This is a genomic window from Paenibacillus sp. J22P51, from assembly GCF_059692215.1.
The window spans coordinates 18,673-44,598 of the sequence record NZ_JCAUAZ010000001.1; the positions used below are offsets into that span (position 1 = coordinate 18,673).

Annotated in this window: 17 protein-coding genes; 2 read left to right on the forward strand and 15 right to left on the reverse strand. The window is 41.2% G+C overall.

Annotation, left to right across the window (positions count from 1 at the left end; all coding sequences use genetic code 11):
* Positions 1-77: 77 nt before the first annotated feature.
* From AC58QC_RS00075 to AC58QC_RS00090, 4 genes are all read right to left on the reverse strand, one after another.
* Positions 78-845, reverse strand: a complete 768-nt coding sequence (locus tag AC58QC_RS00075) for a sugar phosphate isomerase/epimerase family protein (RefSeq protein WP_497413171.1) — start codon at positions 843-845, stop codon at positions 78-80.
* A 142-nt stretch (positions 846-987) separates the two neighbouring features.
* Positions 988-1,197 (reverse strand): alpha/beta-type small acid-soluble spore protein, encoded by a 210-nt coding sequence (locus AC58QC_RS00080; RefSeq protein WP_497265310.1) that lies wholly within the window; start codon positions 1,195-1,197, stop codon positions 988-990.
* A 71-nt stretch (positions 1,198-1,268) separates the two neighbouring features.
* On the reverse strand, positions 1,269-3,023 hold the full coding sequence (locus tag AC58QC_RS00085; RefSeq protein WP_497413172.1) for a sensor histidine kinase: 1,755 nt from the start codon (positions 3,021-3,023) through the stop codon (positions 1,269-1,271).
* Positions 3,024-3,123: 100 nt separating this feature from the next.
* Positions 3,124-4,071, reverse strand: coding sequence for a hypothetical protein (locus AC58QC_RS00090; RefSeq protein WP_497413173.1), 948 nt, complete (start codon positions 4,069-4,071; stop codon positions 3,124-3,126).
* A 147-nt stretch (positions 4,072-4,218) separates the two neighbouring features.
* On the opposite strand from AC58QC_RS00090, the gene AC58QC_RS00095 reads away from it, so the two are divergent.
* Complete coding sequence (locus AC58QC_RS00095) at positions 4,219-5,157, forward strand: hypothetical protein (protein WP_497413174.1); 939 nt, start codon at positions 4,219-4,221, stop codon at positions 5,155-5,157.
* Positions 5,158-5,210: 53 nt separating this feature from the next.
* Here AC58QC_RS00095 and AC58QC_RS00100 read toward each other — a convergent pair whose 3' ends face one another.
* The 4 genes from AC58QC_RS00100 to AC58QC_RS00115 all read right to left on the reverse strand — a co-directional run bounded on the left by AC58QC_RS00100 (position 5,211) and on the right by AC58QC_RS00115 (position 10,102).
* On the reverse strand, positions 5,211-6,128 hold the full coding sequence (locus AC58QC_RS00100) for an aldo/keto reductase (RefSeq protein ID WP_497414042.1): 918 nt from the start codon (positions 6,126-6,128) through the stop codon (positions 5,211-5,213).
* Positions 6,129-6,485: 357 nt separating this feature from the next.
* Positions 6,486-7,580: a Ger(x)C family spore germination protein gene (locus AC58QC_RS00105; RefSeq protein WP_497413175.1), complete on the reverse strand. Its 1,095-nt coding sequence runs from the start codon at positions 7,578-7,580 to the stop codon at positions 6,486-6,488.
* Positions 7,581-7,583: 3 nt separating this feature from the next.
* A complete protein-coding gene (locus AC58QC_RS00110) occupies positions 7,584-8,675 on the reverse strand; it encodes a GerAB/ArcD/ProY family transporter (RefSeq protein WP_497413176.1) in 1,092 nt (363 codons plus the stop codon).
* The gene (locus tag AC58QC_RS00115) at positions 8,672-10,102 is read right to left on the reverse strand and encodes a spore germination protein (protein ID WP_497413177.1); all 1,431 of its coding nucleotides are present in this window, start codon (positions 10,100-10,102) and stop codon (positions 8,672-8,674) included. The genes AC58QC_RS00110 and AC58QC_RS00115 overlap by 4 nt, the downstream gene beginning before the upstream one ends.
* Before the next feature lie 188 nt (positions 10,103-10,290).
* On the opposite strand from AC58QC_RS00115, the gene AC58QC_RS00120 reads away from it, so the two are divergent.
* Positions 10,291-11,520 carry a helix-turn-helix domain-containing protein gene (locus AC58QC_RS00120; RefSeq protein ID WP_497413178.1) on the forward strand — a complete coding sequence of 410 codons (1,230 nt, stop codon included), beginning with the start codon at positions 10,291-10,293 and terminating at the stop codon, positions 11,518-11,520.
* 62 nt (positions 11,521-11,582) lie between these two features.
* On the opposite strand, the gene AC58QC_RS00125 is transcribed toward AC58QC_RS00120, so the two are convergent.
* The 7 genes from AC58QC_RS00125 to AC58QC_RS00155 all read right to left on the reverse strand — a co-directional run bounded on the left by AC58QC_RS00125 (position 11,583) and on the right by AC58QC_RS00155 (position 25,923).
* Positions 11,583-19,097 (reverse strand): immunoglobulin-like domain-containing protein, encoded by a 7,515-nt coding sequence (locus AC58QC_RS00125; protein ID WP_497413179.1) that lies wholly within the window; start codon positions 19,095-19,097, stop codon positions 11,583-11,585.
* Between the two features lie 603 nt (positions 19,098-19,700).
* On the reverse strand, positions 19,701-20,501 hold the full coding sequence (locus AC58QC_RS00130) for a pyruvate, water dikinase regulatory protein (RefSeq protein ID WP_497413180.1): 801 nt from the start codon (positions 20,499-20,501) through the stop codon (positions 19,701-19,703).
* Positions 20,502-20,514: 13 nt separating this feature from the next.
* Positions 20,515-23,196, reverse strand: a complete 2,682-nt coding sequence (gene ppdK / locus AC58QC_RS00135) for a pyruvate, phosphate dikinase (RefSeq protein ID WP_497414043.1) — start codon at positions 23,194-23,196, stop codon at positions 20,515-20,517.
* Positions 23,196-23,366: a hypothetical protein gene (locus tag AC58QC_RS00140; protein WP_497413181.1), complete on the reverse strand. Its 171-nt coding sequence runs from the start codon at positions 23,364-23,366 to the stop codon at positions 23,196-23,198. The genes ppdK and AC58QC_RS00140 overlap by 1 nt, the downstream gene beginning before the upstream one ends.
* The gene (gene gap / locus AC58QC_RS00145; protein ID WP_497413182.1) at positions 23,345-24,400 is read right to left on the reverse strand and encodes a type I glyceraldehyde-3-phosphate dehydrogenase; all 1,056 of its coding nucleotides are present in this window, start codon (positions 24,398-24,400) and stop codon (positions 23,345-23,347) included. The genes AC58QC_RS00140 and gap overlap by 22 nt, the downstream gene beginning before the upstream one ends.
* 337 nt (positions 24,401-24,737) lie before the next feature.
* Entirely contained in the window at positions 24,738-25,061 is a 324-nt protein-coding gene (locus tag AC58QC_RS00150; RefSeq protein ID WP_497413183.1) for an L-rhamnose mutarotase, read from the reverse strand.
* A gap of 19 nt (positions 25,062-25,080) precedes the next feature.
* Positions 25,081-25,923: an amidohydrolase family protein gene (locus AC58QC_RS00155; RefSeq protein WP_497413184.1), complete on the reverse strand. Its 843-nt coding sequence runs from the start codon at positions 25,921-25,923 to the stop codon at positions 25,081-25,083.
* Positions 25,924-25,926: the final 3 nt, after the last annotated feature.

A 25,926-nucleotide genomic window follows, 5' to 3' on the forward strand; every position in this document is an offset into this window, starting at 1 on the left:
TAAATGTTAAGGATGTATGTGAAAATGACAAAACGGAGCACGCTGCTCGCGTACTCCGTTTGTGGACACTACTTATTTTAGAATAAATCATCTAATAATTGCTTCAACACGATTGCGTCTAAACGCAACTGTTCAAATGTACTATCCATCACAAATTCCATAAGCATGTAGCGTTCTTCATTGGTATCGATTTGTGCCAAATACTGACGCCACTCGTCGATCCCCTCCGAGAACGGCCTGCGTATGTTCCCATTCCAATAATAGGTGTGTATGTTTAACAGCTTCTCTCGTGCAGCTAATTCACGGAGCCCCTCACAGTGAGCTTTCACGGTAAGCTCCGGTGTTGGCTGCCACAAACAGTACAAATTCGAATGATCTGCTAGATCAAGAAATTGCATAGCTGATTCATTGGTATCTGTTAAGGTTCCCCTGTGCCACTCTAGAGCAACCTTAATGCCTTCATCTGCCGCCATTTCTGAAATGAGCTTGGCTTCCTTAGCAAGCCGCGCGCGATATTCAGACGTTGTTTCCGAAGACGAAAGTGTCCCTGCCCATACGCGGATGATAGGCGCCTGCAAGGCTTTCGCTGAAATCAGGCTCGCTCGAAATGTTTGTTCTGGATGCTCGTGCTCAGACAACTTAAAATACGAACCATATGCTGCCACCTGCATGCCATACTCGATTGTCCTTCGGTAGAGCTGGGCTGCTCCTTCTTCATCCCCAGGATTAACATGCGCATGCTCCGACCATTCGATTGCTTTCAACCCGCAAGTGCTGCTAGCTTGAAGAATTTCCTCCGCTGTCTTGTCACGAAATGTAGCAGATACAATCCCTGGTAAAATCATGATTACATTTCCTCTCACGTTGAAATAGTCTCAAGTTACATGATTCCTTAAACAGTTGAAATTGTAAAGAAAAAAAAGACTGCATTCACCCGAGTAGGAAGAGTGATTGTAGTCTTCTTGTATTGCGCCTATTTCCAATAGTTTAGCGTTTGAAGCCTTGCAGCTGTTGTTCAGCGATTTGAACCAGCCGCTTCGTGATTGTACCACCGATTGAACCCGCGTCGCGAGTCAAGAGATTTCCATTGTAACCATTCGGTTGCAGTGAAATTCCTAGCTCTTGAGCAACTTCATACTTCAATTGATTTAAAGCGGCCTTAGCTTGTGGAACTAGCAATGTGTTGTTGTTAGCCATTCGTAAATCACTCCTTCTCGTGGTGTACACTTAGGATGTGGAGTGTAAGGAAATCTTATACATTCAAATTTTTATTTTTCGTGTTTTAATGGAATGACGATTGCGAACGTAACGCCAGCTTCTTTCGTACTAAAATCAATGCTTCCTCTATACCGTTCAATTAACTGTTTAATGATATGAAGTCCTAAACCTTTATTGTTCTTTCCTGACTTTGTAGAGAACCCCGATTCAAATATTCTTGTGTAAATCTCTGGACTCACCGGGTTGCAGGAATTCTGCACCTTAATAATGAGTTGGTTGCCTTGAACAGTTCCTTCTATCGTAACTTTTCGTTCAGTGACCGGAAGCTCGATCGTCGCGTCAAACGCATTATCAATTAAATTACTCAATATGCGAACCAGATCCGTCGTCTTAATCGTCGTAAGTCGCAGGTTTTCCATATTTTTAAAATCAACCTGCATGTCAATGTTATGCACTTCCGATTGGGCTAGCTTGGCTTGGATAATTCCGCTTAATGCTGGAATATTAATCTCAACTGCTTTAATTTTGTTATCCATCATTTTCGCATCTTGGATTAAAGGATCGATATATTCTTGCAAGCTTTCAAATTTCTTCAATTTGATCATCCACGAGATGGTCGTTATATGGTTGATGATATCATGACGCTGTTCCTTAATCGATTGAACAATGGAATTGATGTTCTCTAAATAGACATCTTGAACGGTCTTAACCGCACCTTCATTCCTTTTACGCGTAATGGAGAAAAGAATGATGATAACAACACAGACCAACAGTGTTACAATGCTCATGAATATGAAAACTTCACGAAACTGCTGATGTAATGTTTTTTCTATTTGGGTGTAATCGGTTGCAACCATGACCACTTTCGTAAAATCATCCCGAATGTATTTCAAATTTGACGTTTCAATAGGCGTAAAGCTCTTTAAAATATTTTTCCCATTAATAACGACATTATAATAAACGGTTTTATTGGTTTGTATAGCTTCCCGAATCTGGTCCTCCTCTAATATATCTCTATACACATATGAACCGTTAACAACGAGCCTCTCCGAGTACCAGCTGCTTCTATTATTTGTTGGAGGCCCTTTTACGAAAATTTTCTCAGGATTCAAGACGCCAATTTCCAGCAGATTTCCTTTATTATTGTCAAGAAGCTCCTGAATGCTTACATCCACGCCTACTTTTTCCCGGTAATTTACAAGACTATTTGATACGTTTACATAAGGGTTAATAATATAATTGGTAGTCCCGTCGTAATACTCCCCCCATTTTCTAATGTTGGATTCATCTGTGGAAGCTGTATCAATGGGCCCGCTCCAAAAATGGTCGAGCGTTAAGCCCGCACCAACATCAACGGTTTTCATGTCTGTTAATTGCAATTGCGCTGCATACACGATGCCCCACGTCTTGGAACTGACGTTGATTTCTTTGGGATCTGAAGATCTCACGCCAATAAAATCATCGTCTCTCCGCTCAAATAACGTAATTCCGGCTAAATTCAGCTGCTTGGCTAACTCTACTAATTGTGCATTCGTGACATTATGAAAATCTGGATCTAAAGACTTTTCTATAACTAAAGAAGTTGTTCTTAGGTCATGAGCAAGCATCTCATCGTATGTAGCTTCGACTTCATTCTGCTTATCCAGCTCTGAGGAAATCGTAGAAGTTACTATGTTGATCTTCTCTTGTTGATGATAATTCAGCAAAACTTTCGAGTGTTGAAAATATGTAATATTCATACTTATGATTGCAATTAAGAAAATTAAAATTGTTTTTAGCGGGAATTTATCCAATGATGCAAACATACTTACGATCTCCCTCAAAATTCATGTAGTAACATCATTATAAAGCAATTTTGTCGAATTTTGCAGTTTTTTTTCAACTCAGATTTTGGATAGTCTTGATTTAGATCAACAGATAACTTAACACGATTCTTAAAATCTCAATTGTTTCTTGTTTTTGCTGCTCGAGTACCGATTTTGCGAACCTTTCATGTGCGAGATCATCTTCAATTAAGAGAAGCAGCCATATCGCATGCAAGGCACTATATTTATGATAATCAGCAATAAAATTCTTTTGGGTTGGCTTAGCCATGCTATTACGAACTGAGATGTATGTGTTCAGAATGTCTACACGTGCTGCCCGAGTCATGGCTGGTCTTCGATATTGGGGGCTGGTTATGTCCATCAAGGTGTACAGATCCCAGAACACACTATTCTTATGGATATACTCCCAGTCGAAAATGTAGAGACTATGATTCACTTCTGCTATGTTTAACGGATACAAATCGCCATGTGAAATAACCGTTTCGGATTCAAAATGATGTTGGAGAACAATCTCACGGTAAATAAAATCGATGTTATCTAAAGAAAATCCAATGCTGATGAGTAATTCTTTCGTTTGCTCAGCCTTTGAGCGTATAAAACCTTGGATCTCTTGGGTATGTGGCGTGTGACCTTCAAATTCATTCGGTACAAGATCAGTAGGCAAGAGATGCCAATGGGGCATGCATTCAACCGTTTTTTTCATAATATCCGCACTGAATGTATGGGTTAACACACCAAGATCTTCGAAAACGATCCAATAGTTCTCGGGCTCCTGCGTTCTTGAAGAATAGGAGATCTTGGGAATATGCACCTGGGGCATTCGGAAGCTAATATTTTCTTGCACCCACAGCTCTCTTCCCATCGAAGGATAATTCGTGAGGGGCTTATAAATATAGCTGGTTATTTGATCATCCATATTTACTCGGATCCGTTCCACCTGTTGACCATTGCGCCCCACATAAATAACTTCTCGTTCGTGTGGAATGGCGTGATGGACGCTGCCCGATTCGTTAAATACAGCTTTCATTTTCTTCTGCCCCGTCCTGCGTTAATTAGCCTTTAATATACCATATTACACTTGATGTAAGATATGATCTTATCGACAAAATATGATATATTGTGCATATAACAGATTCAAAAAAGATAACGATCCCCGGATGGAGGCCTTATCATCATGTTACATGTACTCGTAGACGACAAAGATCAAACAGCGTGGTATCCCAATTATCTCAGTGGTTTAAGAAAAGGACTTGATTCCGCGGGAGTTCCGTATACCTTTTCCTCTGAACTGCCCACGGACCCTCAGCATCCGGTCTTAATTACACGATACACCTTATTTGATCTAATTAAAGAAGCAGATCCTGTTCCTGAACAGCTTTATATTCAAGAACATGATGTATGGAATCCCTTCACCAATGTGCTAGATTTAGATTCGTTATGGATCTTTCATCATCCATCCTTGAAAGCCATCTTCTATACCAATCCAAGCATGGTACCTTGGGGGAAACGATGTCTACCTCCAGGATCACAAGTCGAAGTTATCGCAGCAGGCTTTCCCTACGACCACGACTATGTGAATGCCACCCTGAACGGAATTACATCCTCGAATGAACGGGAGAAGCTCATTGTTTTCCCTGGTCGAATGAATGAATTCTATCAACCCTACCTTTCTGTACGTATGGCATTTGAATTTATGGAGCTAGGCTACAGAGTGGTAATCGCATCGCCTATTACGCCGCTGTCTCATTATCCTGTAGCTATGTGGAAAGAATTGGGCATTGAAGTAGGCAGGCTCCCGCATGCCGAGTATTATCAATTATTATCGAAGGCAACCGCCGCAGTTTCGGTCACCATTGGCGGCAGTCTCACCTTGGCTCTCTACGAAGCGCAGCTCCTAGGCGCCACACCGATTGCCCCCATGGGGCGACCTGATCTGCCTCCATTCACCGAAATGTACAGCCCAAGATATGATCTACTGAATCCAAGAGAAGCCATTGACATGGTAGAAAATAAAGTCAGCGTTAGCATCGATACGAGATGGTTTACTATTGATGAATATGTGCGAACGGTACTTGAGGCGATTGCCAATCAGTCGCAAATGTATGTGAGGTAATAGAAATAAAAGAAGAAGCCCTCCTATCGGGCTTCTTCTTTTATTTGTTCCGTCTATGGAAGTACATTTCCTGCTGCACGGTAAATCTCATACCATTCCTGACGTGTCAACTGAACATCGCCAGCTTTAGCGCAATCGATTAAACGATTGACATTCATTGTACCCGTAACCGGCTGCATCCGTGCTGGGTGGCGCAGAATCCATGCTATCGCGATTGTCGTATTGGACACTTCATATTTTGCCGCGATTTCATCAATCTTCAGATTCAACTCTGGGAACTTCTCATTTCCGAGAAATACGCCTTCGAAGAATCCGTATTGGAAAGGTGACCAGGGCTGAATGGTGATATCGTTCAATCGGCAGTAATCTAGAATACTGCCGTCACGGTTCACCGCGGAATCATTCAGCATATTCACATTCATGCCATTCGAGATCATCGTAGAGTTGGTGATGCTTAGTTGTAATTGATTCGCTACAAGCGGCTGCTTGACCGATTTCTTCAATAGTTGAATTTGCAAAGGTGTCTGATTGGAAACACCGAAATGTCTAACTTTCCCCGTGCTTTTCAGAAGATCAAAAGCTTCAGCGACCTCTTCCGGCTCCACTAAGGCATCTGGGCGATGCAAAAGCAGAATATCCAAATAATCGGTCTTGAGCCGCTTCAGTATCCCGTCCACGGATTCCAAAATATGTTCTTTAGAGAAGTCGAACATCCCTTTGCGGATACCGCATTTGGATTGCAGAATGATTTTCTCTCGTACATCATCGTTCATATGGATGGCATCCGCGAAAATTTCCTCACAGGTACCGCCACCGTAAATATCCGCATGGTCGAAGAAATTGGCCCCTATATCCAGCGCCCCTTGGACGAAGCGTTCAGCCTCGATCTTGTCCAACGAATTAATTCTCATACAGCCTACTGCAATAACCGGAACTTCTAATGTGCTGGTTCCAAGCTTCATCGTTTTCATCATGTTGCAAATCCTCCTTCAAGTCTCACTCTCTTTTTGCATTTATAAAATATGACCACTATCATTGTCACACATTTGCCTAGTCATGTTCAAGAATGGTGGAAAATGATCGCCAAATAGGAAGGTTCGAGGTGAACCTTCCCTTTCTTCACCTATGTATAACTAAGCTTTTACGATCACATACATTTACTTTTTAACGTGCTTTCGCATTACTTTCTCTAATCGTTTATTAAGAAGATGCGCAAATCCAACTCCGATTGCTATGATAATTAAAACCACGGTGTACCAAAAATATTTACTCAAAATGATGTGGTTAAACAGCCAATTGATCATCGACCTCCCACCTTCCGCTCTCGATTACTCCAGTATGCCAATATTATTCACTTTAACATTAACATTAATGTCAAACTGCATCTTCGCATATTGGGCCCGCCACCATGAATCGGACCACTTATCCGGGGAAAGTCTTGCATGATAGTATAACCCTAACCCAAGAGGGTCTGCTTCCATAGCTTGTAGTTGAAGAATGAGTTTTTCACATTGATTCTTTATATACTTTTCCATTTTTTTCTTGGCCTGATCCACATTAGTCTTTGTATTTAGCTCATATCCGTTATGTTCAAATATTTGTCCTCTGGCTTCAATATTAAATTGGATTTTGTCCGGTATCTTAGGATCGACAACCAAGGTTCGTTTATTGCGTACAAAAGAGATACTCGTTAACTCTTCTTTGTCATCTGGGTTCAAATACATGGTAATGATATCGTTATAATTGACACCTTTGAGTAAATGAAGAAAGGGTATGGATGCCTTCTCAATCGTCCCAACCATTTGACCATCTCTGATAACAGCCATACCGTCCATACTTATATCCTTTTCATTTAAGTGAAGGATAGGCAAAACCCAATCTTTCCCAGACATATACAGCCCCAACATCATGTTGAACAATCGGCCACCTCCATATTTACGAGGTTTTTCTTCTGTTGAAATAAGACTATATAGATACAGAGGTGTAATCAGTTTATCCTTGAAGCTTGCTTCCAAAACAGTGGCAGCTTTTCCTTTGGTAATGGCAACATAGATGTTTTGACTTATATTAGGATCCCGATAAAGAGGGGTAATAATGTTGGTAAAATCCGATTTAGCCATATCCTCACCTATTAAAATAATCTTAGTTTGACCAGAAGCTATAGGTTTACCTGACTTTTTACGGAGTTGCTCCCAAGCATCGTTCACACCTTTCACATTTACGCTAATGACTTCCACCTTCTCTTTCGCAGCTTCGACAGGATTAGGCATACTGCCCGTAACTGTTATCTTCTTGGCTTCTGATTGATCATAGGCCAAAGCTAAAACAATCGATTGATTGTCCATAATCTTCTTATCAATGGCAGTCCCACACCCCGCTAGTAGTAAGCACAATCCAATGATTACGGCGAATCTTAAAGCCATCCCTTACCTCCCCACCTTTCGGATCATGGTGAGAAACCAAAAGAGTAGAATCATGAAATAAATCAAACAAACACCTACACCTTTTATTATCTTCATATAAGGCTCTAAGCTTAGAATTTCACTTGGCAGAATCACAATACTGCAAATCATTACCGCTGAGAGAATGAAGGGGAAATTCCCCTTTACTCTTGGACTAATGAAGCGAATGCCAAGCTCGGAAACCCAGAAGTATCCACTAATCAAGACGATTATCAAGAGGGACCATTGAGCCACAATAATAAGCTCTGTTCTTTCAATAAATTTAAATTGTGAAACCCGAAATATATTAAGAACTGGATAGAAGTTATCTCTTGTAAATTCATACCCTAAGCGTCCCGTAACGATCAAATTCACAATCATATAGGTTAAGCTTACGTACCAATGTCCGTAAGAAAGATGGACAAATGCTTTGGATTTATCATTAATATACGGAAATAGAAAAAAGAAGATACTAAAATTGAGAGTAGATGAACAAAGATCGTATATCGCTTTTAAATAGTTCGATCCCCCCAAGTACGTTATTGGTAGAATCAATTCTGGTTCTATTGTATTTAGTGGAACGTATAAGGGAATGTATATCCAAAGTCCCGATATAAATACGATGATGGTAAACCGAGAAATTAAAGATATCCCTCCAGTAAGCATGTATACGATCGGAACGATCAGGAGCATGCATAGAGCTAGTCTTGATGTTCTGGGAAACAAATAGTCATTAAGGAGACCTATATAATCACTCATCGTGATGACCGAACTCACAAAGTAATAAAGCACAAAGACAGCCGCGAATAGCTTACTACCTACTTTCCCCAAAAACTTTCTTGCAATGTCAAACCAGTGCATATCACCATTTCGCCTAATCGTCACGATACCTAAATAAACAAATAGTTGAATCAGAAAGAACGTGAGGGCCATCATAATCCACCCCTCGTTATTCACTTCCTTGGCCAAAAGGCGTGGCACCTGAAAGATGCTTAATCCAAATTGCAAGGTAATCATCAAAAAAATAAGCGTGCTTTTATCTACTTTCAAATCTGCTTCCCTGGATGACCGCTTCATTTCTTATTCTCTCTTTCCTGATCGGGCTGGATATGTTTAAACGGAGGGTTAAAGTAAATCTTGGGAAACCTGAACATAACACCCTTTAGTTGTATAAATCGCAATGGTGCCAATGGATATAGATAAGGAGTCCCTAAAGATCTCAGTTTAAGCAAATGGAGAACAACGACTGCGAAAACAATGAATATCCCGAATAATCCACTGGAACCAGAAATAAGTAACACCAAATAACGAATCGCCCAAAAGGAGTTCGTCATCATGTAAGTCGGTATTGTAAAGGATGCAACGGCTGCCGCAGATGCCAGTATAATTAAGTAATTGGTCGTCCAATGCGCTTCTACAGCTGCTTGACCAATCACAATACCTCCAACAATACCGATCGTCTGTCCGATTTTGACAGGTAATCGTGCTACAGCTTCTCGGAGTAGGTCTAGAATCACGGTTATGGCTAAAGCCTCGTATAATGGATCAAAAGGTACCTTGGAACGCTGTTCCAGCATAGGGATAACTAAATCTAAGGAAAGTAACTGATTATTAAACGTTGTTACAAAGACGTAAATAGGCGTTGCCATAATCGCTATCACAAGAGCGAACAACCGGAGTACCCGCAAGATGGTACTATAAAACCAACTATTCGTGTAGTCATCAGGTGCATCCAGAAAGTCCCAAAATGTGCTGGGTGCAATCACAACTTGGGGATAACCGTTAACAATTGCGATGATTTTTCCTTGCATAAGACTGGAAATCACTTTCTGCGGCAGTGTCGTTGTGACATAAGTTGGAAATAATTGGTAAGGTTGATCGGAGATGCTTTCAGTCAGAACCGCGCTATCGATTACTTCGGCGTCAACTTGCCCAATACGGCTTCTGAACTCCGAAACCTGCGACTCATCTGCGTATCCATCCATCCACATGATAGCAATCGTTGTTTTGGACTGTTCCCCTACTTGTATTTTCTCTAGTTGTAGTTTTGAAGACTTAATATTTTTTCTTATGACACTAACATTTGAAATATAGGACTCCACAAAGTTTTCTTGAGAACCTTGAATCGTATTCTCGTTCAAGCTTGTAGAGATTGGGCGTTGATCAACCTTGAAGGTATTTATGCTAATTGGCATGCCTTGTTCAAATAACAGAACCGTCCAACCATCCATAATTTTCTCGATACAGGAAGTCAAATCTGGGCATTCAGTCTTCTCGTAGCTTTCGCTGATCGAAAGAATGTCCTCACGTGTCTCTGCCTCGCTATGTACAAATTGCCAAATCTTCTTGTCAATTTCTTCTCTGGATACCATTGAATCGATGTAACAGCCATACACGTGTTGCAGCTTTCTGACTTGGAAGTCTTGCATAGTACATATAGCTTGAATCTGCTGCAAATCCTTCTCTAAACCTTGCCCCATTTGGATGTCTGTGATCTTCGCCAATTGCAATCCCCCAGTCTCACAGGTTATTTTATCCAATACCTGCTTGACTATTCGCTCTAAGTGGATGTGCAAAGTAACTATTTAACATTGGCAATACGATAACGATTGTTATATTGTAAAAGAATATGAAGCATCATAGTAAAACTGAGGGAATGTTGCTTTTTCCCACAGTTCAGGAGGAAGTTTGTATGCATGAAGGGAAAATCATTAAATTTTACCGAACGAAAGCTCACTTAACTCAGGAGCAATTGGGTCAGGGGATTTGTTCGGATACACATATTAGTAAGATAGAAAAAGGGATGACTGATTATTCCCCCGAGGTCATTCAGCTGTTAGCTGATCGACTTGGCATCAACATTGAACAAGAATTATCAAATTTAAATAACATTAGGAAAAGACTTCACCAGTGGCATGATGTCATTATCAAGCATCTTTTTGAAGAAATGGATGCCATTAAAGAAGAACTTGAGCATATCGCTTTGATTCAGCTAACGGACTATAAAGCGTTATACAAGTTGCTTCAGGCCAGATATTTTCTGATACGCAACAACACAGAGCAAGCTGAACAAATAATTAAGGAAATACAAAAGATCGCTCCGCAGCTACCGCCTTATGAGAGCAATCTGTTCAAACATGTATTAGGTTTATACTATATATCTAAGCAAGATTTTCTAAATGCTCACAACATGCTAAAAAGCATCAATGATACGGATTACGCCAATCCAGAGTACTATTATCACTTAGCGCTAACTTATCATTGGTATCACTCTCAAATTTTGTCCTATTATTACGCAGAGAAAGCATTGAAATTTTTCAAACAAACGAATTGTTTCCTTAGGGTTATCGACACAGAAATGCTGATGTTGCTTCAAGCCAAAGATGAGAACCATCTTGACTTCACAGAAATGATTACTAAATTTGAAAACCTGATTCATAGCTGCGATCTCTGCAATGATCTTGTTCGTAAAGCCAAAGTGTACAACAATTTAGCTTTCGAGTATCTCATCCGGAACGAATATGAGCCTGCAAGTCAGTATTATCAACTATCGATGGGTCTAGTCGAGAAAAATAGCGTACACTATATGATTTCTTTAGAGGGTTACCTCAAGAGTTGTCAGGGTGGGAACCTAATCTCGCATGAAGAATTAGTACTTTTTACGCAAGAAGGTCTGCGCATCGCCGCGGATATGAATGATCTGACTTACGGTATTCTATTCAATCTTCTTATGTGCTTAATTCAGAAACAAGATCAGCAGTATTATCAATACTTATATGAACAAGCTTTGCCCTTGTATAAAAAGAACGGCTTTATGTATGATATGATTCAAGCAGAGAAAGAGCTATTTAACCATTTCACGAGAACAGGTGATACGGAGAAAGCTCTAGAGATCGCAAGTAATTTCATTAATAAAAAATAGCAAAGCAAATGAAAAGGGACGCTACTCCATGGAGTAGCGTCCCTTTTTTTTGTTGATTAGTCTTACTTTTTCAACATGTTGTAAATAACTTGAGCAGCTTCAGCGCGAGTGGACATACCTTTTGGAGCAAATTTGCCTTCAGCGCGGCCTTGAATTAATTGTAGCTTCGCAGCAGCATTCACATACTCAGTTGCCCAAGTGGAAACTTCATTTGCATCTGTGAACTGGGCTGCTGTTCCTGTTTGTGGAGCTGTGTTCAAGATCGCGTAAGCACGCATCATCATCGTAACCATTTCTTCACGTGTAATTTGTGCATTCGGTGCAAAGATTGTATCGCTCTTTCCACTTACAATACCCGCTTTAACAGCGATAGAAATATAATTAGCGTACCATGCATCTGATTCTACATCCGTGAAAGAAATTTCGCCGGTTGCTGTAAGCTTCAACGCTTGTACAAGAAGTTTAGTAAACTCAGCGCGAGTTACATTGCCCTCAGGATTAAACGTTGTATCGCTTGCACCGCTAATAATTTGTTTAGCGACTAGATCTTTGATCACCGCAGATGCCCAATGCGTACTTGGTACATCGCTAAATGATTTAGTAACTTCCAAAACAGCATACTTACTGAAATGGCTAATCTGTACCACGATCTCACCATTTTTGTATTCTCCACCGATGTATTCAAGCGTACCATCTTCAGCGATATAGTATACCGCAACATTGTTCGTGTCAGAAGACGCGTCCACTTTAAATGTAATGGTGATTGGCTCATCGAATTTCGACAATGTTGTAACGGTTTGACCATCTTTACCAGTTACGGACAATGTGAAATCGTAAACCTGACCAGCAAGCTTAACATCCGATTGAGACGAGTTATTGCCTACAATTTCTTTCGCCTTCTCATTCGTTAATGCATCCAGCTTCAATGAAATTGAACTGTCTTTCAACTCAGCTGCCGAAAGTGAAGCAGTAAGTTTCTTCAGCAGCTCGGACGGAATATCAAGCGTTATGTTACCCGTCTTCACTTCAAGCTTGTTCTTCGCCAGCAAATCAGCTGCATTTGTTGGAAGTTTAACTTCTTTGGTATCGGATGCAACCTCTACAGTTGCTTTTCCATCCTTAACTTCAGTAAGTTTACTCTCTGGAACAGAAACCGCTTGTTTATCCTCTTTTACAGGTGGTAATTGTCCCCCTCCTGATGCAGGTTGTGCTCCCAATCCCCATACGACAATTGAAAATTGTTTAGTCAAAGGTGTTGCATTGTTTTTGGTTGTAGTAGCTGTCAAAGTAACTATCACATTATTACCAGATGGTCTTGTTACCGATCCATTTGGATTGATGATAGTTGGATGACTTGATGACCAAGTAATCGTCGTGTCATGTGCTCCATCAGTAGGTAGGTTCAAGTTAGAAACTACAGCATTTTGAGCTGTATTATCCTTTTTGATCAGATTCCAAACGATGGATGCTTGAGCAGCTTGAACAGACGTATCATCAACCTTATCAAAAGATGGATCTGTTACTTTATCCGCACTTCTTACCATGAAATAGTATTTTTTAGCTGTAAAGGCATTACCAAACCTATATGTTGCTGTTACACCTACATATGCGTTTTCAGCTTGTTTTGTAATTTTCCCAACATTTGAAATAACATAATCGGCTTCTGAAGACCAGCTGATCGTTATTCCATTATTTCCAATACTGGATGGGAAAACTAAATCTTGCGTAACATTATTCTCTGTTGAATTTTTACCAAGAAATTCCTTGATACTAATAGCATCTATTGCTCTCAAAAGCTTAGCTCTATCCATATTTCCTGTATCTTTTTTTACGATTAAAGTAAAGGTTTGATACTCTGTTTCACTGCCATTTGTTAGTTTCGCAACCAAATTTATGGTTACATCTGTTTCATCAAACAACGGTTTATATATTCTTGCTTGCGTCGAGTTTGACGTTTGACCTGAAGCTGGCACTTTAGCAATGGAAATGTGCTTCGTATCGTCAGCAGTCCAAGTAATCGTAGTACCATTTGCACCTGAAATTGGAAGTGTCAATGTTTGATATACGTTGTCTTGTACTGTATTCCCTCCACGAATCGCATCCCAATGAATAAAGGATTTGTCTTCATTAACAGCCAATTTAGCATCAACTTGTTTAGCAATTACATGAACCATAAACGGTCTGGTCAATGTCTCACTGCCTCTTGTAATCTTTGCTGTAAGAGTAACAGTCTGATCTGATGCTTGTCTCTTAACAATACCAGCATCTGTGATTACACTTGTATCGCTTGATTTCCAACTGATCAATGTATCGTAATTGGGATCATTATAAGGCAACGCAAGATTGGTAACGACATGATTCAGGCTTGCGTTTTGCCCTTTCAACATTGTCTCTGACAAACCACTTGTTACATTCTGTACTAATGTCTCATCGGACACTGTTGAACTGCTAAAACGGAATATAACCACATTCATGGTCAAAGCGTATGCTCCAACTGGAGCCCTGCCTTCCAACACAGAAGATCCCGTTATATTCAATAAATTATTACCAGGCTGTAGATCTGTAACCTCGAAATTAAAAGTGCTTTTCCCTGCAGGTCTTATCATTTCTTGTCGAACCAAGTTATTAGCATCCCAAAGACTACCCCAAGCTCCACTGTTAGTAAATAAGTCATGGTAAGTAGGTTCACCTTTAGCAAGTCTCCGATAGTCATTCATCTCTGCATAAAATGGACTTTGTGCTCCATATACCGAGCCTGATACTGTTAATGTTGAGTCAAGCGTTGTAAATGATGCTGTCCCTGTATCATCGATAATTGTATTATTAAATTGAACTCTAGGAGGCAATGTATCCTTGTAAACAGGAACTACTTTTTCTGTTTTGTTCCCCATGTAGTCAATCATAGTAATCGTTAAATTACTATTTCCTTGCGGAAAACTACCCGGATCATCATAACCGCTTCGTGCAGCACTAATAATAAATGTATCCGCTGGGATGTAATAAGGTTTATCATCCTTTATACCTTGTCCTCCTACTGCTGAGTAACCTTGAGGACTAATTAAAGCTGATACTTTCTGATCACCAATTAGTACGATTGGAGCTAATTCCTGTAACGGTTGCTTTGTCTTATTATTACCATAAGCTGGTGTCATCAAAGCCCATACAAGTGGATTTGTTGCAATTTCCACATACTTTTCACCATTTTTACCACCGTTAAAGTAATTCTCGATACTTATTCTCGCCTCATGTGGCTGATATGGAGCTGTCTTGATATTTATTGTACTAATATCACCAGAATCATTAATTATGATTTGCTTTGTACTCATATTTACTTGAATATCTAATTTTTTGAAAGATGCAGCATTCATACCATCATTAGCTGCAATATCAATTGAATAATGCCCATCTCTTAAAACTAACGGATAACGGAAATTAACGGGGTCAATGGTATACTTGGGTTGGCTTCCTATTACATCATTTGCAACAATAGTATAAGTTGCATCCGTCACAGAGTAAGTAGCTGTACTGACTGTAAACCCTCTTGAATTCCCAATCGAATCTTGCACATTTGTATTGAGCATCAAGGATACTGTATCAGAGGATTCCGAAGCTACATAGGCTGTTACTTTATCTTTATTCCATGTAATCGTAGGAGCCGCATTGTCAACATACGTGTAAATTCCAGTTCTAGGAGCTGCGTCAGAAGCAACATTCCAAAATTGATTATCTTGCAAAGGTATGAACTCTGCAATGTATTCTCCTGGTCCTTTAAAGTTAGAATTAAAACTAGACGGTATCGTAACAGTTGCAGTAATTGTGTATTTAGTTATATCTCCAAAAGGCTCTTGTTTCCATTCAGCAGAAGTCGGAGTATAAGTTTTTGTTCCAGTCAACGCCTTATTCTCATCACTCTTTTGAACGATAACTTGCTTGACACTTGTCATGCCTGTTCCGTAAACATCAAATTTAAAAGTAAAAGTTTGACCAAGTTTTACATTCGCACTCCAATAATTACTTGGAATGTTACCATTATAAATCGCTGCATGTTCATCGATCCATAAACCCTTGTTAGTTTTTACTACAACAAATTCAGCTTCCCCAACATTTCCAGCTCGATCCCTTGGCTCAACAATAAATACATTAAGACCACTGTTCAATTCTCGAACTGTCAACTCATAGGAGCCATCGGATCTTTTCTTGATGAGTTGTTGATAATTCACATATTTACCATTCTCATCTTTAAGATAAGTGAGCTCTGTTCCATTGATAGAAATCAATGAACTATAACCAAGTACGCCACCGCTTTCTTGATAAGGCGGATTCGCATCGTCGTTAACTTTCCAATTTAGCGTATAACTTGACGTACTAGTCGTTTCAGGATTAGTAGCCTCTTGATAATTGTCTTTCTTGATAATATCTGCTTTAGGTGCATGTGAATCTTTATACACGGGCAGGTAAACAGGGGCTTGCTTCACAGCACCAGGAATGTCTGCTGTCGCCGTAATGGCATAGTAATACTGACCATCGGGAACAACGGATCCTGAGTTCGTTCCGTCCCAAATCCATTCAGGATTATATGTCCCAGCAATACTATTCGAATATGGATCCGCCTTAACTAGCCATTCGGAATCTTTAATATGCGTTATTAGCGTTTTGTTATCGTCTACAACATCTACACTTATGTTACGTGCATTTCTCAATAATGCTAAAATTGGAACAGGGTACATAGGATAATATTTCGAGAATGCAAATGTAAAATATTTATCCTTCAGTGTACCTCTTAGTTCTGCTTCTTCGTCTGTTTCAGGTGCATAAGAATATGGATTACCGGCAAAAACTCTTCCTACTTGAGTTCCCCAAGCGGCGGCGGATTTAGACCACATTCCAGTATCAAACGGATCAATGATAGCAGGTTGATCCCAATCACCGTAGAATCCATTGTAAGGAACGTTTAATGTAGGATATTGGTTGTCTTGCGGCTCTAAATATATATATCCTTCAACAAAAGCATTGGGTTTTACATCGTTACTAACCGTTAACGTAACATCAAAGCTAGTTGTTGAATTGGCTGGAACTGTAACACTATTAGTGCTAAACGTAATACTATTATCAGACAATTTCGTGCTGCGAATATTATCCGAGTAAGTTTTATTAGGGTTTCTTAATTCGTCGGTCATTGCAGTACCACGCAAATTATAACTAACTGCCTTGCCAGTTAAATTGGTAGCCGTCAACGTAAAAGATTTCGTTTGACCAATTTCTTTCAGACTAACTACGCCTGTTCCATTGCTTTCAGTTACTACAACTGGCGTTTTTACTGCCAAGTCAGGTCTAATCATACCTGCGCCTTGTCTTCTTGGTTGATATTCGATTTTATGTGCTGAATCCTCATATGTTCTAATTGCTGGAATTGATGTGTTCGTAGCTAAATTCTTTACAGTTTGTACAAAGCTTCTTGTACCTGTTTTAAATCCTTTGTCTTTAAGAGCCTGCATCACATCCACTAGTGCTCCAGCTACATATGGTGCAGCCATGGATGTTCCGCTTTCAGCTTCATATGGATCAGCTTGGCCATTTTTTCTAGTTATCGACGAAGTTATCGACGAAACGATATTTAGTCCAGGCGCCATAATTTGTGGTTTTAATTCCAAATCACTTGTTGTTCCCCATGAAGAGAAATCCGTTGGTTGTCCTGCACCCGTTTCAGTAAACGGAGAGGCTTTTGTTCCCCCATCAACTGTCATATTGAGTGGACCCCACATACAAGTTACAGCATTCGTTATGCAATTACTTATATTACCAAGAGCTAACTGCAATTTACGTCCATCCTCAGCACTTATAAACGAGAATGGTATGGTTCCAAAGCCTTGTGGAAATGGAGGTGCTGTTACATTATCAGGTCCGCTATTATAAACAATAATGCCTATTGCACCATTCGCCTTGGCATTAGCTGTTTTTTCCGATAAATTAATGACTCCTCTTTTCACTAGTACAACTTTGCCTGCAACATTAAGACCTTTATAATCACCAGGTAACCCATATTTTTCATCTATAAATGTGCCATCACCTTTTGGCGTCATACTTAATGAAACTAGTGGATACGTTCTGGTATGATCAGGCATATCAGGCCAAGCATCTAAACCATCTCCATACACTGTACCAACGCCTGGTACGGTAAAACCATACCTTGTTTTTTGAATATTAATATTAGCCGCTGCTACCGTGAATGAATCAGGGTATACACCTGGATTCCCTATTTTGTTTAAATCCGGGGTATTATCCAGATTAATTTTCCCACTCAAATTACCTTTATCATCGTAAGCATTAGAAGCATTACCCGCGGCAACGACAACGAGATGACCTGCATCCGTAGCATTGCGAATTGCAATTCCCATTGGATCATTTGGATCTCTGCGATCAAAGGTCGAGGATGAGCCTAAGCTCATATTAATGACATCGGCTCCCATTGCTGAGGCATGGTCGATACCTTTGATAATATCTTCTTCTAACGCACCAGGATTTGAATTAGAGAATACTTTCTCTGCAATGATTTGCGCTTCTGGTGCAACCCCCAACATATGAGGACCAGAACCTGCAGCAATACCACCAACGTGTACACCATGGGAGCTAGTTCCTGGGTGATTGATAATGTCCGGAATGACATCATCCGTTTGGTCTGCCCAGTTATATCCTTCAACTACTTTTAAGGAGTATTTACCTTTTTTGTATTTTGCTAATGCCATATTGGTCGGCGCTGGAAAAGCCTCATGCTTCCAATCTACCCCAGTATCGACGATCGCAACAACCATGCCTTCGCCTTTATACTTGGACCCTGGCACTGCTATTCCATTCCATAAATTCTTAATTCCTGTTTCTTCATGCTCCACATGATCATGACTTACAGCAGGCTGATAAGTTCTTTGTAAAGTAACTGCCTTTACGCCAGGAAGTGACTTGATATAGTTAATGTCGCTAAATTTGATGTTCTCAACACTGAAGCCTTTAATGACATTTTCATAATCATGTTTAAATACGGGTACTGGTTCGCTGCCAGTACTCTTTGACTTCGACTTAGGCGTTAACCCACTTAGAATTTTACTCTTAGTGGATTGGATATCCTCATGAAGATCACTTTTTGCTTCACCAACTGAAAGTTGATTAATACCTGCCTGCTGATTGGGTGCTGCCAATTCCGAAACCGTAGCGCCATCCAATTGGACAATAGCTTTGACAATTTCATCAGGTTTATGTTGGTTTTGATCATCTGAAATTAGTGAATCTTTTGAAGCGAGTTGTGCTTTTTGATCCCTTTCTGCAGCAGCCTTTAAGCTGTTCAGACCTTGTTGTTTTATCGTGTCTAAGTTGTCTACTGTTATTCCTGTATCACCACTGGATACATTATTTACAAATATACCTGGCTTACGGGGATCTTCTTGCGTATCCATGTTTAAATTGCTAGTTGAAGATGACTGAACATTTAGACCTTGATCTGCGAACGCATAGTTCACATTCGACAACAACATGGCGCTGACGGATAAGGTAGTAATTCCCCTGGTAAGACTCTTCTTCATTTTCATGCCTGTACCCCTCTTCATTCATAATGTCTCATTTTCTAAATGGAATGCTAAACCGGTTAACTGCCTGAAATTTCAATCTCGTAAACTTAGATACCTCACTTAAGTAAATGATAGGTTACGTTTATTTTATATGTGTTGGGTTGTCTAGTAAATTGGGGGAATTGGTTGATAGATTGGCATTTGAATGCCCTAAAATGCATGATAAATTTCCCAATATGACTTAACCGAAACAATATTCTACAAGTTAAACGAAAGGGATATGATCCTAGAGACCCATAAAAAATCGCAATTACTGTAATAAATCCCGAATTAATTAACCGATGTTCTAATTCGGTACTACGAACTTCGATGGTCAAAGATAGAGAAGGAAACAGCAACTCATTTAAGAAAATAGACTTACTTAAAAGTTGGGGGAATTCAATTTTCGTCAACCAGTTTATGGGTAAAATGTGATTTTTATTGTGGAAAACTGCATGTTTATCCTGAATGTACCAATAATATTGTCAGAAATTATGTGAAGAAAGGTAACATCGACGTAAAAAAAAGTAAAAGGATAGCCCCAAACCATTCATTGGGGCTATCCTTTTACTCTATTTACTTCTATTACATGGCATCCAAGATGATGCCGGCGGTTTCCTCAATAGCTTTTTCCGTAACGTCGATCACGGTACATCCAAGCTGCTTATACAAGCCATATGCGTATTCCAGCTCTTCCGCTACTCTTTCAATAGCTGAATATTTAGCGCCAAATGGCAGCCCCACCGCTTTAAGTCGTTCCGTACGGATCTTAACGAGCTGAGCTGCGCTCATCGTCAAGCCGATCAATTTACTTTTGTCCAGCGTAAACAAGTCTTTCGGCGGCTTCACTTCAGGTACTAACGGATAATTAGCCACTTTGTACCCTTTGTGAGCAAGATAAATACTTAACGGTGTTTTCGATGTCCTCGATATACCTAGAAGTACAATATCTGCTTGTTTAAAAGCACTTGTGTCTTTTCCATCATCGCATTTAACTGCAAACTCAATGGCTTCGACCCGCTTATAATAATCTTCATCCATCTGGTGCAGTAAGCCCGCTTGTTTTTTAGGAGAATCATGAAAGTTATCAATGAATGCTTGCATGACAGGACCCATGACGTCTATACTGGTCACGTTTAAACGAATGGCTTCTTGGCGCATCATCTCTCTTAATTCTGGAAGAACAAGTGTGTAGACAACAAAACCATTTACCCTGGAGGCTTCCTCCATCATCATTTGGATTTCGTGCTCCGTTCGCATGGTCCCGAAACGTCTTACATGAACTCGACTAGCGTTAAACTGACGAATCGTCGCTTGAACAACCGTATTTGCTGTTTCGCCAATCGAGTCTGAACAAACGAATATTGTGCGGACTTTCTCTTCCACCCGTGAATTCCTCCTAATTCGCTAAAGCTACCTTACTTTCTCCAGGAACACCATGAAGAATAAATGCTTGTGCTGCGGCTATTCGTGCCAAAGGAATTCGGTAAGGTGAACAGCTCACATAATCCAAACCGGTCAAGTGGCAAAAGAAAATCGACTCTTTATCTCCGCCATGCTCCCCGCATATGCCCGTTTTTAATGAAGGCTTGACGGCGCGGCCCGTATTTACGGCAATGTCAATCAATTGTCCGACGCCTTCCGTGTCGAGCACCTGAAACGGATTATGCGGCAGAAGCTTCTGATCGACATAGTGTGTTAGAAATTTCCCTTCCGCATCGTCACGACTGTATCCGAACGTCATTTGCGTTAAGTCATTGGTGCCAAAAGAGAAGAAATCGGCATGAGCCACGATCTGGCGTGCAGTAAGAGCTGCACGTGGTACTTCGATCATGGTTCCGACCTTGTACGGACAATCTCGCAATTTGTCTATTCCCAGCACCTGCTGCGCTACGAACTCAACAAGATCTCTCATGATTTTCAGCTCATTGGCATGGCCAACGAGTGGAATCATGATTTCGGGAATCACTTGGACACCTCTGTCGATACAGCGTGAAGCTGCACGGAAGATAGCCTCTATCTGCATATCATAAATTTCAGGATATACAATCCCCAGTCTGCAGCCTCGCTGTCCTAGCATAGGATTCGTCTCGTGGAGAGCTTGCACTTTGCGGAGAAGGTGAGCAACCTCATCTTTTTCCTCGTCTGAGCTCTCTTGATCATACGTTAGTTGCGCATGTCTTTTTTGCAGCTCTTCCAGGTTAGGCAGAAACTCATGCAGTGGAGGATCGAGCAGCCGGATCGTCACTGGTAGGCCATCCATTTCCTCGAACATGCCTTCAAAATCTGACTGCTGCATAGGGAGCAGCTGGGCAAGAGCATTCAAGCGTTCCCCCTTATCTTCCGCCAAGATCATTCGTTGAACAACAGGAAGACGAGTTGGTGAGAAAAACATATGCTCTGTTCTGCATAGCCCGATCCCTTCTGCTCCTAGTTGTCTCGCGATTTTCGCATCGTGCGGATTATCCGCATTCGCGAACACCTTCAGCGAGCGAATCTCATCTGCCCACTTCAGCATAACGAGAAGTTCATCCGTCATACTGGCTTCACGTAATGGGATCGCACCGATAATGACTCGTCCCGTTGCGCCATCCAGAGTAATCCAATCGCCTTCTTCCACGATTCTACTTCCAGCCATCATCCGCTTCTCATCCAGTACGATTCGGATATCTTCGCAACCGCAAACGCAGGGTTTGCCCATCCCCCTTGCCACTACTGCGGCATGGCTTGTCATCCCGCCGCGGCTTGTGAGCACGCCTTCCGAAGCGATCACGCCATGGATATCTTCGGGTGTCGTTTCGGTTCTAGCCAGAATAACCGTCTTGCCGGCACGGCTCCACTCTGCTGCTGTATCGGCATCAAATACCAGCTGACCAACCGCTGCGCCTGGTGAAGCAGGAAGACCTTTGGCCAGCACATCTGTGATAGCCTCTTCATTAATACCTCTATGCAATAGCTGATCAAGGTGCGACACTTCGATGCGGTCGATGGCCTCTCGCTTCGTCAATACACCTTCATGGACCAAATCGACGGCTATCTTGAGCGCAGCTTGCGCGTTTCGTTTACCGTTTCGTGTTTGCAGTAGGTAAAGTTTATTATTTTCCACAGTAAATTCAATGTCCTGCATATCTTTATAGTGCTTCTCAAGCTGCTTGGATGCCCTAAACAACTGCTCATAAATGGCTGGCATTTCGTTTTGCAGTGCTGCAATCGCGAGCGGCGTTCGTATACCGGCTACCACATCTTCCCCTTGTGCATTAATCAGGTATTCACCAAAAAACGTATTTTCCCCCGTGGATGGATTTCTCGTAAAGACAACGCCTGTACCGCAATTACCGCCCATATTACCAAATACCATGCTCTGGATATTGACCGCAGTCCCTTGTTCATCTGGAATTCGATTTATTTTGCGGTAAACCTGCGCTCTTTGATTGTTCCAGGACTTGAATACGGCTTCAACGGCCATTCTCAATTGCTCGTATACATGCTGAGGGAAATCCGCGCCTGTTTTCGCCAGAATCAACTTTTTGTATTCTTGGATAAGAGCCTTCCAACCTTCGGCAGTTACATCTTGATCGTTATCCACGCCTGCCTTCTGCTTCAGACGGTGCAGCAGCTGCTCGAAATGGTACGATTCTATGCCTAGTACCACGTTTCCAAACATCTGCATGAGACGTCGGTAGCAGTCATAAGCGAACTTTTCATTTCTTGTAAGCGTCGCCAATCCTTCTACAGTTACATCATTGAGACCGAGATTCAAAATGGTGTCCATCATCCCCGGCATCGAGCTTACAGAACCTGAACGTACGGACACAAGAAGCGGATTGCTTCCATCTCCGAACGTTTGTCCCTTCTGTTTTTCTAGTTGCTGGAGAGCTGCTTCGACTTGTTCAAGCAGTTCTTCTGAGATCCGATTGCCCAGTTTAAAAAAGTTTAAGCAAGCCTCCGTTGTAATCGTGAAGCCCGGAGGTACGGGTAAACCGGCCCGTGTCATCTCAGCAAGATTGGCTCCCTTTCCACCGAGTAAAGCTTTCATTGAAGCATTTCCGTCTTGAAAGGGTACCACTTGTTTCTGGGTCATCATTTGTTTGCCCCCTTATTATTATCTATACATCTATTGCACAAACTATAAAATTTCTTATAACCGTTCGTTGGTAGCGTTGCAATCACTTCATTACAGGATTTACAGATGATAACGCCTAGTTCATTCGGACGAATGGCAGCCAATGTTACTTGGTTTGTGTTAGACATTTCGCTTCCTCCTTTAGATGTGTGCTTTCCGCATTTGACATATAAGAGACTAAATCAATGACTCGATTTGCGTAACCCCACTCATTGTCATACCAAGCTAACAACTTGATTTGGTTATCCTGCGTCATAATGCTAAGACCGTCAATAATGGCGGACTTCTCATTGCCGATATAATCCGTAGAAACAAGCGGCAACTCATTGTAGTCAACGTAGGTTCCAATTTGCCCGGCAATCGCCTGTTTAATGGCAAATTTCACTTCATCGATTGTTACTTTACGGCCGACTACCACTTGCAGATCAAGCAGTGAAACGTCCTGCGTCGGCACACGAACAGAGACGCCTTGAATATGGGATGCGAGATGAGGAATAACATCAATTAGTGCCTTGCCGACACCAGTGGACGTCGGAATAATAGAATTCGTACATGCCCTAGCACGGCGAAGATCTTTATGCGGGTTATCCATATGATTTTGATCATTCGTGTACGCATGGACCGTTGTCATCCACCCCATCTTGACTTGAAAAGCTTCATCCAGAATACGAAGAACAGGTGCGATACAGTTGGTCGTACAAGAGGCTGCGGAAAGTAAACGATGCTGCATGGGATCATACCGGTCTTCATTCACTCCCATGACAACAGTCAAATCCATGTTCGTACCCGGTGCAGTAATCAGAACCTTCTTGGCTCCCCCGAGTAAGTGTCTTTCAGCACCTTGCCGATGATTGAACTTTCCTGTTGCATCTACGACTAAATCAACACCATAAACCTCCCATGGCAGTAAATCTGGTTCTCGTTCGCAGATGACAGGTATCTGCTGCCCATTAATTTGAATTAGGTTGTCATGTAACACTTCGATATTCGCATCCCAAGTGCCATGAACTGAATCATATTTCAATAAATGGGCTAACACATGAATGGGGCTTGTTGAGTTGATCACTTTCACTTCAAAATTCTGCTGATTGTTTGTCAATGCTTTTCTTAAACACAACCTGCCAATTCTTCCTGTACCACTTATACCAACTCGCATCTCCATCCCCCTGACTCTATTTAGTATGTCATAAATGTAACACGAGGATGAATAATACACAATATATAGTTGTACCCTGTAACAAAATTGACACTTTTTAGCCTAATGGTTAAATAAATAATATATATGACGTCATATATGACAAAAAACCAGTAAGCAAGAGACAATGCTATACTGGTTTTTTGACCACATTATTGAACGCTTAAAATAAATTGGTTTTTAAGTTTCAATACAGTCATTATATAAAGTTTACTCTACTCTTCACATACAAATAAATTTGGTGAAAATGTCGATTTTATTTGGTTTATTGCTAAAGTATTTGAGTGGGATCATATATGGGTAACTAATCGGTGTGAAACACTTCTTCCATCGACGCCCACCACTCGCCATCCCGCCGCGTTTCCAGCGGTTCCTGGCATGGATCGCATAGCCCCCACCATTTCTGCGTGATCGGATCTGCTGCCATTTTCGCCATATCCTGCTCGAAGTGATCGCCGACATATTCGAAATAGCTGAATAGGTAACCGTCTTTATAATAAATCGAATAATTGCGGATATTGCATGTCGTGATCATATTTAGTACGTCCGGCCATACAGCGGCATGCAGCTTTTTGTATTCTTCCAGCTTTTCTGGCCTTACTTTGATCATACTTCCATAGCGCTGCACAATGCTCACCTCACGACAATTAAACTTGAATGCTATAGAAACGTGCCGCCGTTCCGCCTAGAATAGCTGATCTTTCTTGTTCCGAATAATCGGCGATTGCTTTATTGGTTTGCTCCCATACCTTCTCATAATTGCCCGCTAGGTTAGCCACTGGCCAATCGCTGCCGTACATCATCCGCTCAGCGCCAAAGTGCGCCAAAGCGTAATTAATATAAGGTTTCAAATCACCTGCGCTCCATGTGTCAGCATCAGCCGCTGTATTCAATCCAGAGACTTTCGCATAAACATTGGGGTACTGGGCGGCAGCAGCAAATTCAACCGCCCACGCTCCCATTTGCTTTTCCTTGATAGGCGGCTTGGCGAAATGATCAATCACGATCTTTAAATCAGGTACTTTTTCAGCCAAATACGGGATATGATTCAGATGATTCGGGAACACGCCTACAACATCGAATGTCATCCCATACGAAGCTAGAACCTTTAGTCCTTCAATCACCGAGTCACGAATCACCCAGTCTGGATCCTTCTCCTCGTGAATCAGATGACGAACCCCTTTGAAGTAAGGATTCTTCGCGTATTCACGAAGCTTGATATCTGCTACTTGAGGAATGTTGAGGGGCACCCATCCAACGACGGCACCCACCCATTCCTTTTCTGCAGCGACGTTCAGCATATAGGCTGTATCTTCATAAGAGTTCATGGCTTGCACAATAACCGTTTTATTGATGCCTGCCAGCTTTATTAAAGGTTCTAATTCATCTGCTTCAAAATTGCGGCAAATCGGCCCATAGGCCAGATCCATCCAGGGGTAAGCAACCTTTTCCAGATTCCAAACATGTTGATGAGCATCTATTTTCACCATGCT

Bases quoted from the DNA above. Each gene is read 5' to 3' on its own strand.
- AC58QC_RS00100 (WP_497414042.1), bottom strand. From the start codon at position 6,128: ATGAAAACGATGAAGCTTGGAACCAGCACATTAGAAGTTCCGGTTATT.
- AC58QC_RS00155 (WP_497413184.1), bottom strand. From the start codon at position 25,923: ATGGTGAAAATAGATGCTCATCAACATGTTTGGAATCTGGAAAAGGTT.
- AC58QC_RS00105 (WP_497413175.1), bottom strand. From the start codon at position 7,580: ATGGCTTTAAGATTCGCCGTAATCATTGGATTGTGCTTACTACTAGCG.
- AC58QC_RS00120 (WP_497413178.1), top strand. From the start codon at position 10,291: ATGCATGAAGGGAAAATCATTAAATTTTACCGAACGAAAGCTCACTTA.
- AC58QC_RS00110 (WP_497413176.1), bottom strand. From the start codon at position 8,675: ATGAAGCGGTCATCCAGGGAAGCAGATTTGAAAGTAGATAAAAGCACG.
- AC58QC_RS00085 (WP_497413172.1), bottom strand. From the start codon at position 3,023: ATGTTTGCATCATTGGATAAATTCCCGCTAAAAACAATTTTAATTTTC.
- ppdK (WP_497414043.1), bottom strand. From the start codon at position 23,196: ATGACCCAGAAACAAGTGGTACCCTTTCAAGACGGAAATGCTTCAATG.
- AC58QC_RS00080 (WP_497265310.1), bottom strand. From the start codon at position 1,197: ATGGCTAACAACAACACATTGCTAGTTCCACAAGCTAAGGCCGCTTTA.
- AC58QC_RS00075 (WP_497413171.1), bottom strand. From the start codon at position 845: ATGATTTTACCAGGGATTGTATCTGCTACATTTCGTGACAAGACAGCG.
- AC58QC_RS00125 (WP_497413179.1), bottom strand. From the start codon at position 19,097: ATGAAAATGAAGAAGAGTCTTACCAGGGGAATTACTACCTTATCCGTC.
- AC58QC_RS00140 (WP_497413181.1), bottom strand. From the start codon at position 23,366: ATGTCTAACACAAACCAAGTAACATTGGCTGCCATTCGTCCGAATGAA.
- AC58QC_RS00090 (WP_497413173.1), bottom strand. From the start codon at position 4,071: ATGAAAGCTGTATTTAACGAATCGGGCAGCGTCCATCACGCCATTCCA.
- AC58QC_RS00095 (WP_497413174.1), top strand. From the start codon at position 4,219: ATGTTACATGTACTCGTAGACGACAAAGATCAAACAGCGTGGTATCCC.
- gap (WP_497413182.1), bottom strand. From the start codon at position 24,400: ATGGAGATGCGAGTTGGTATAAGTGGTACAGGAAGAATTGGCAGGTTG.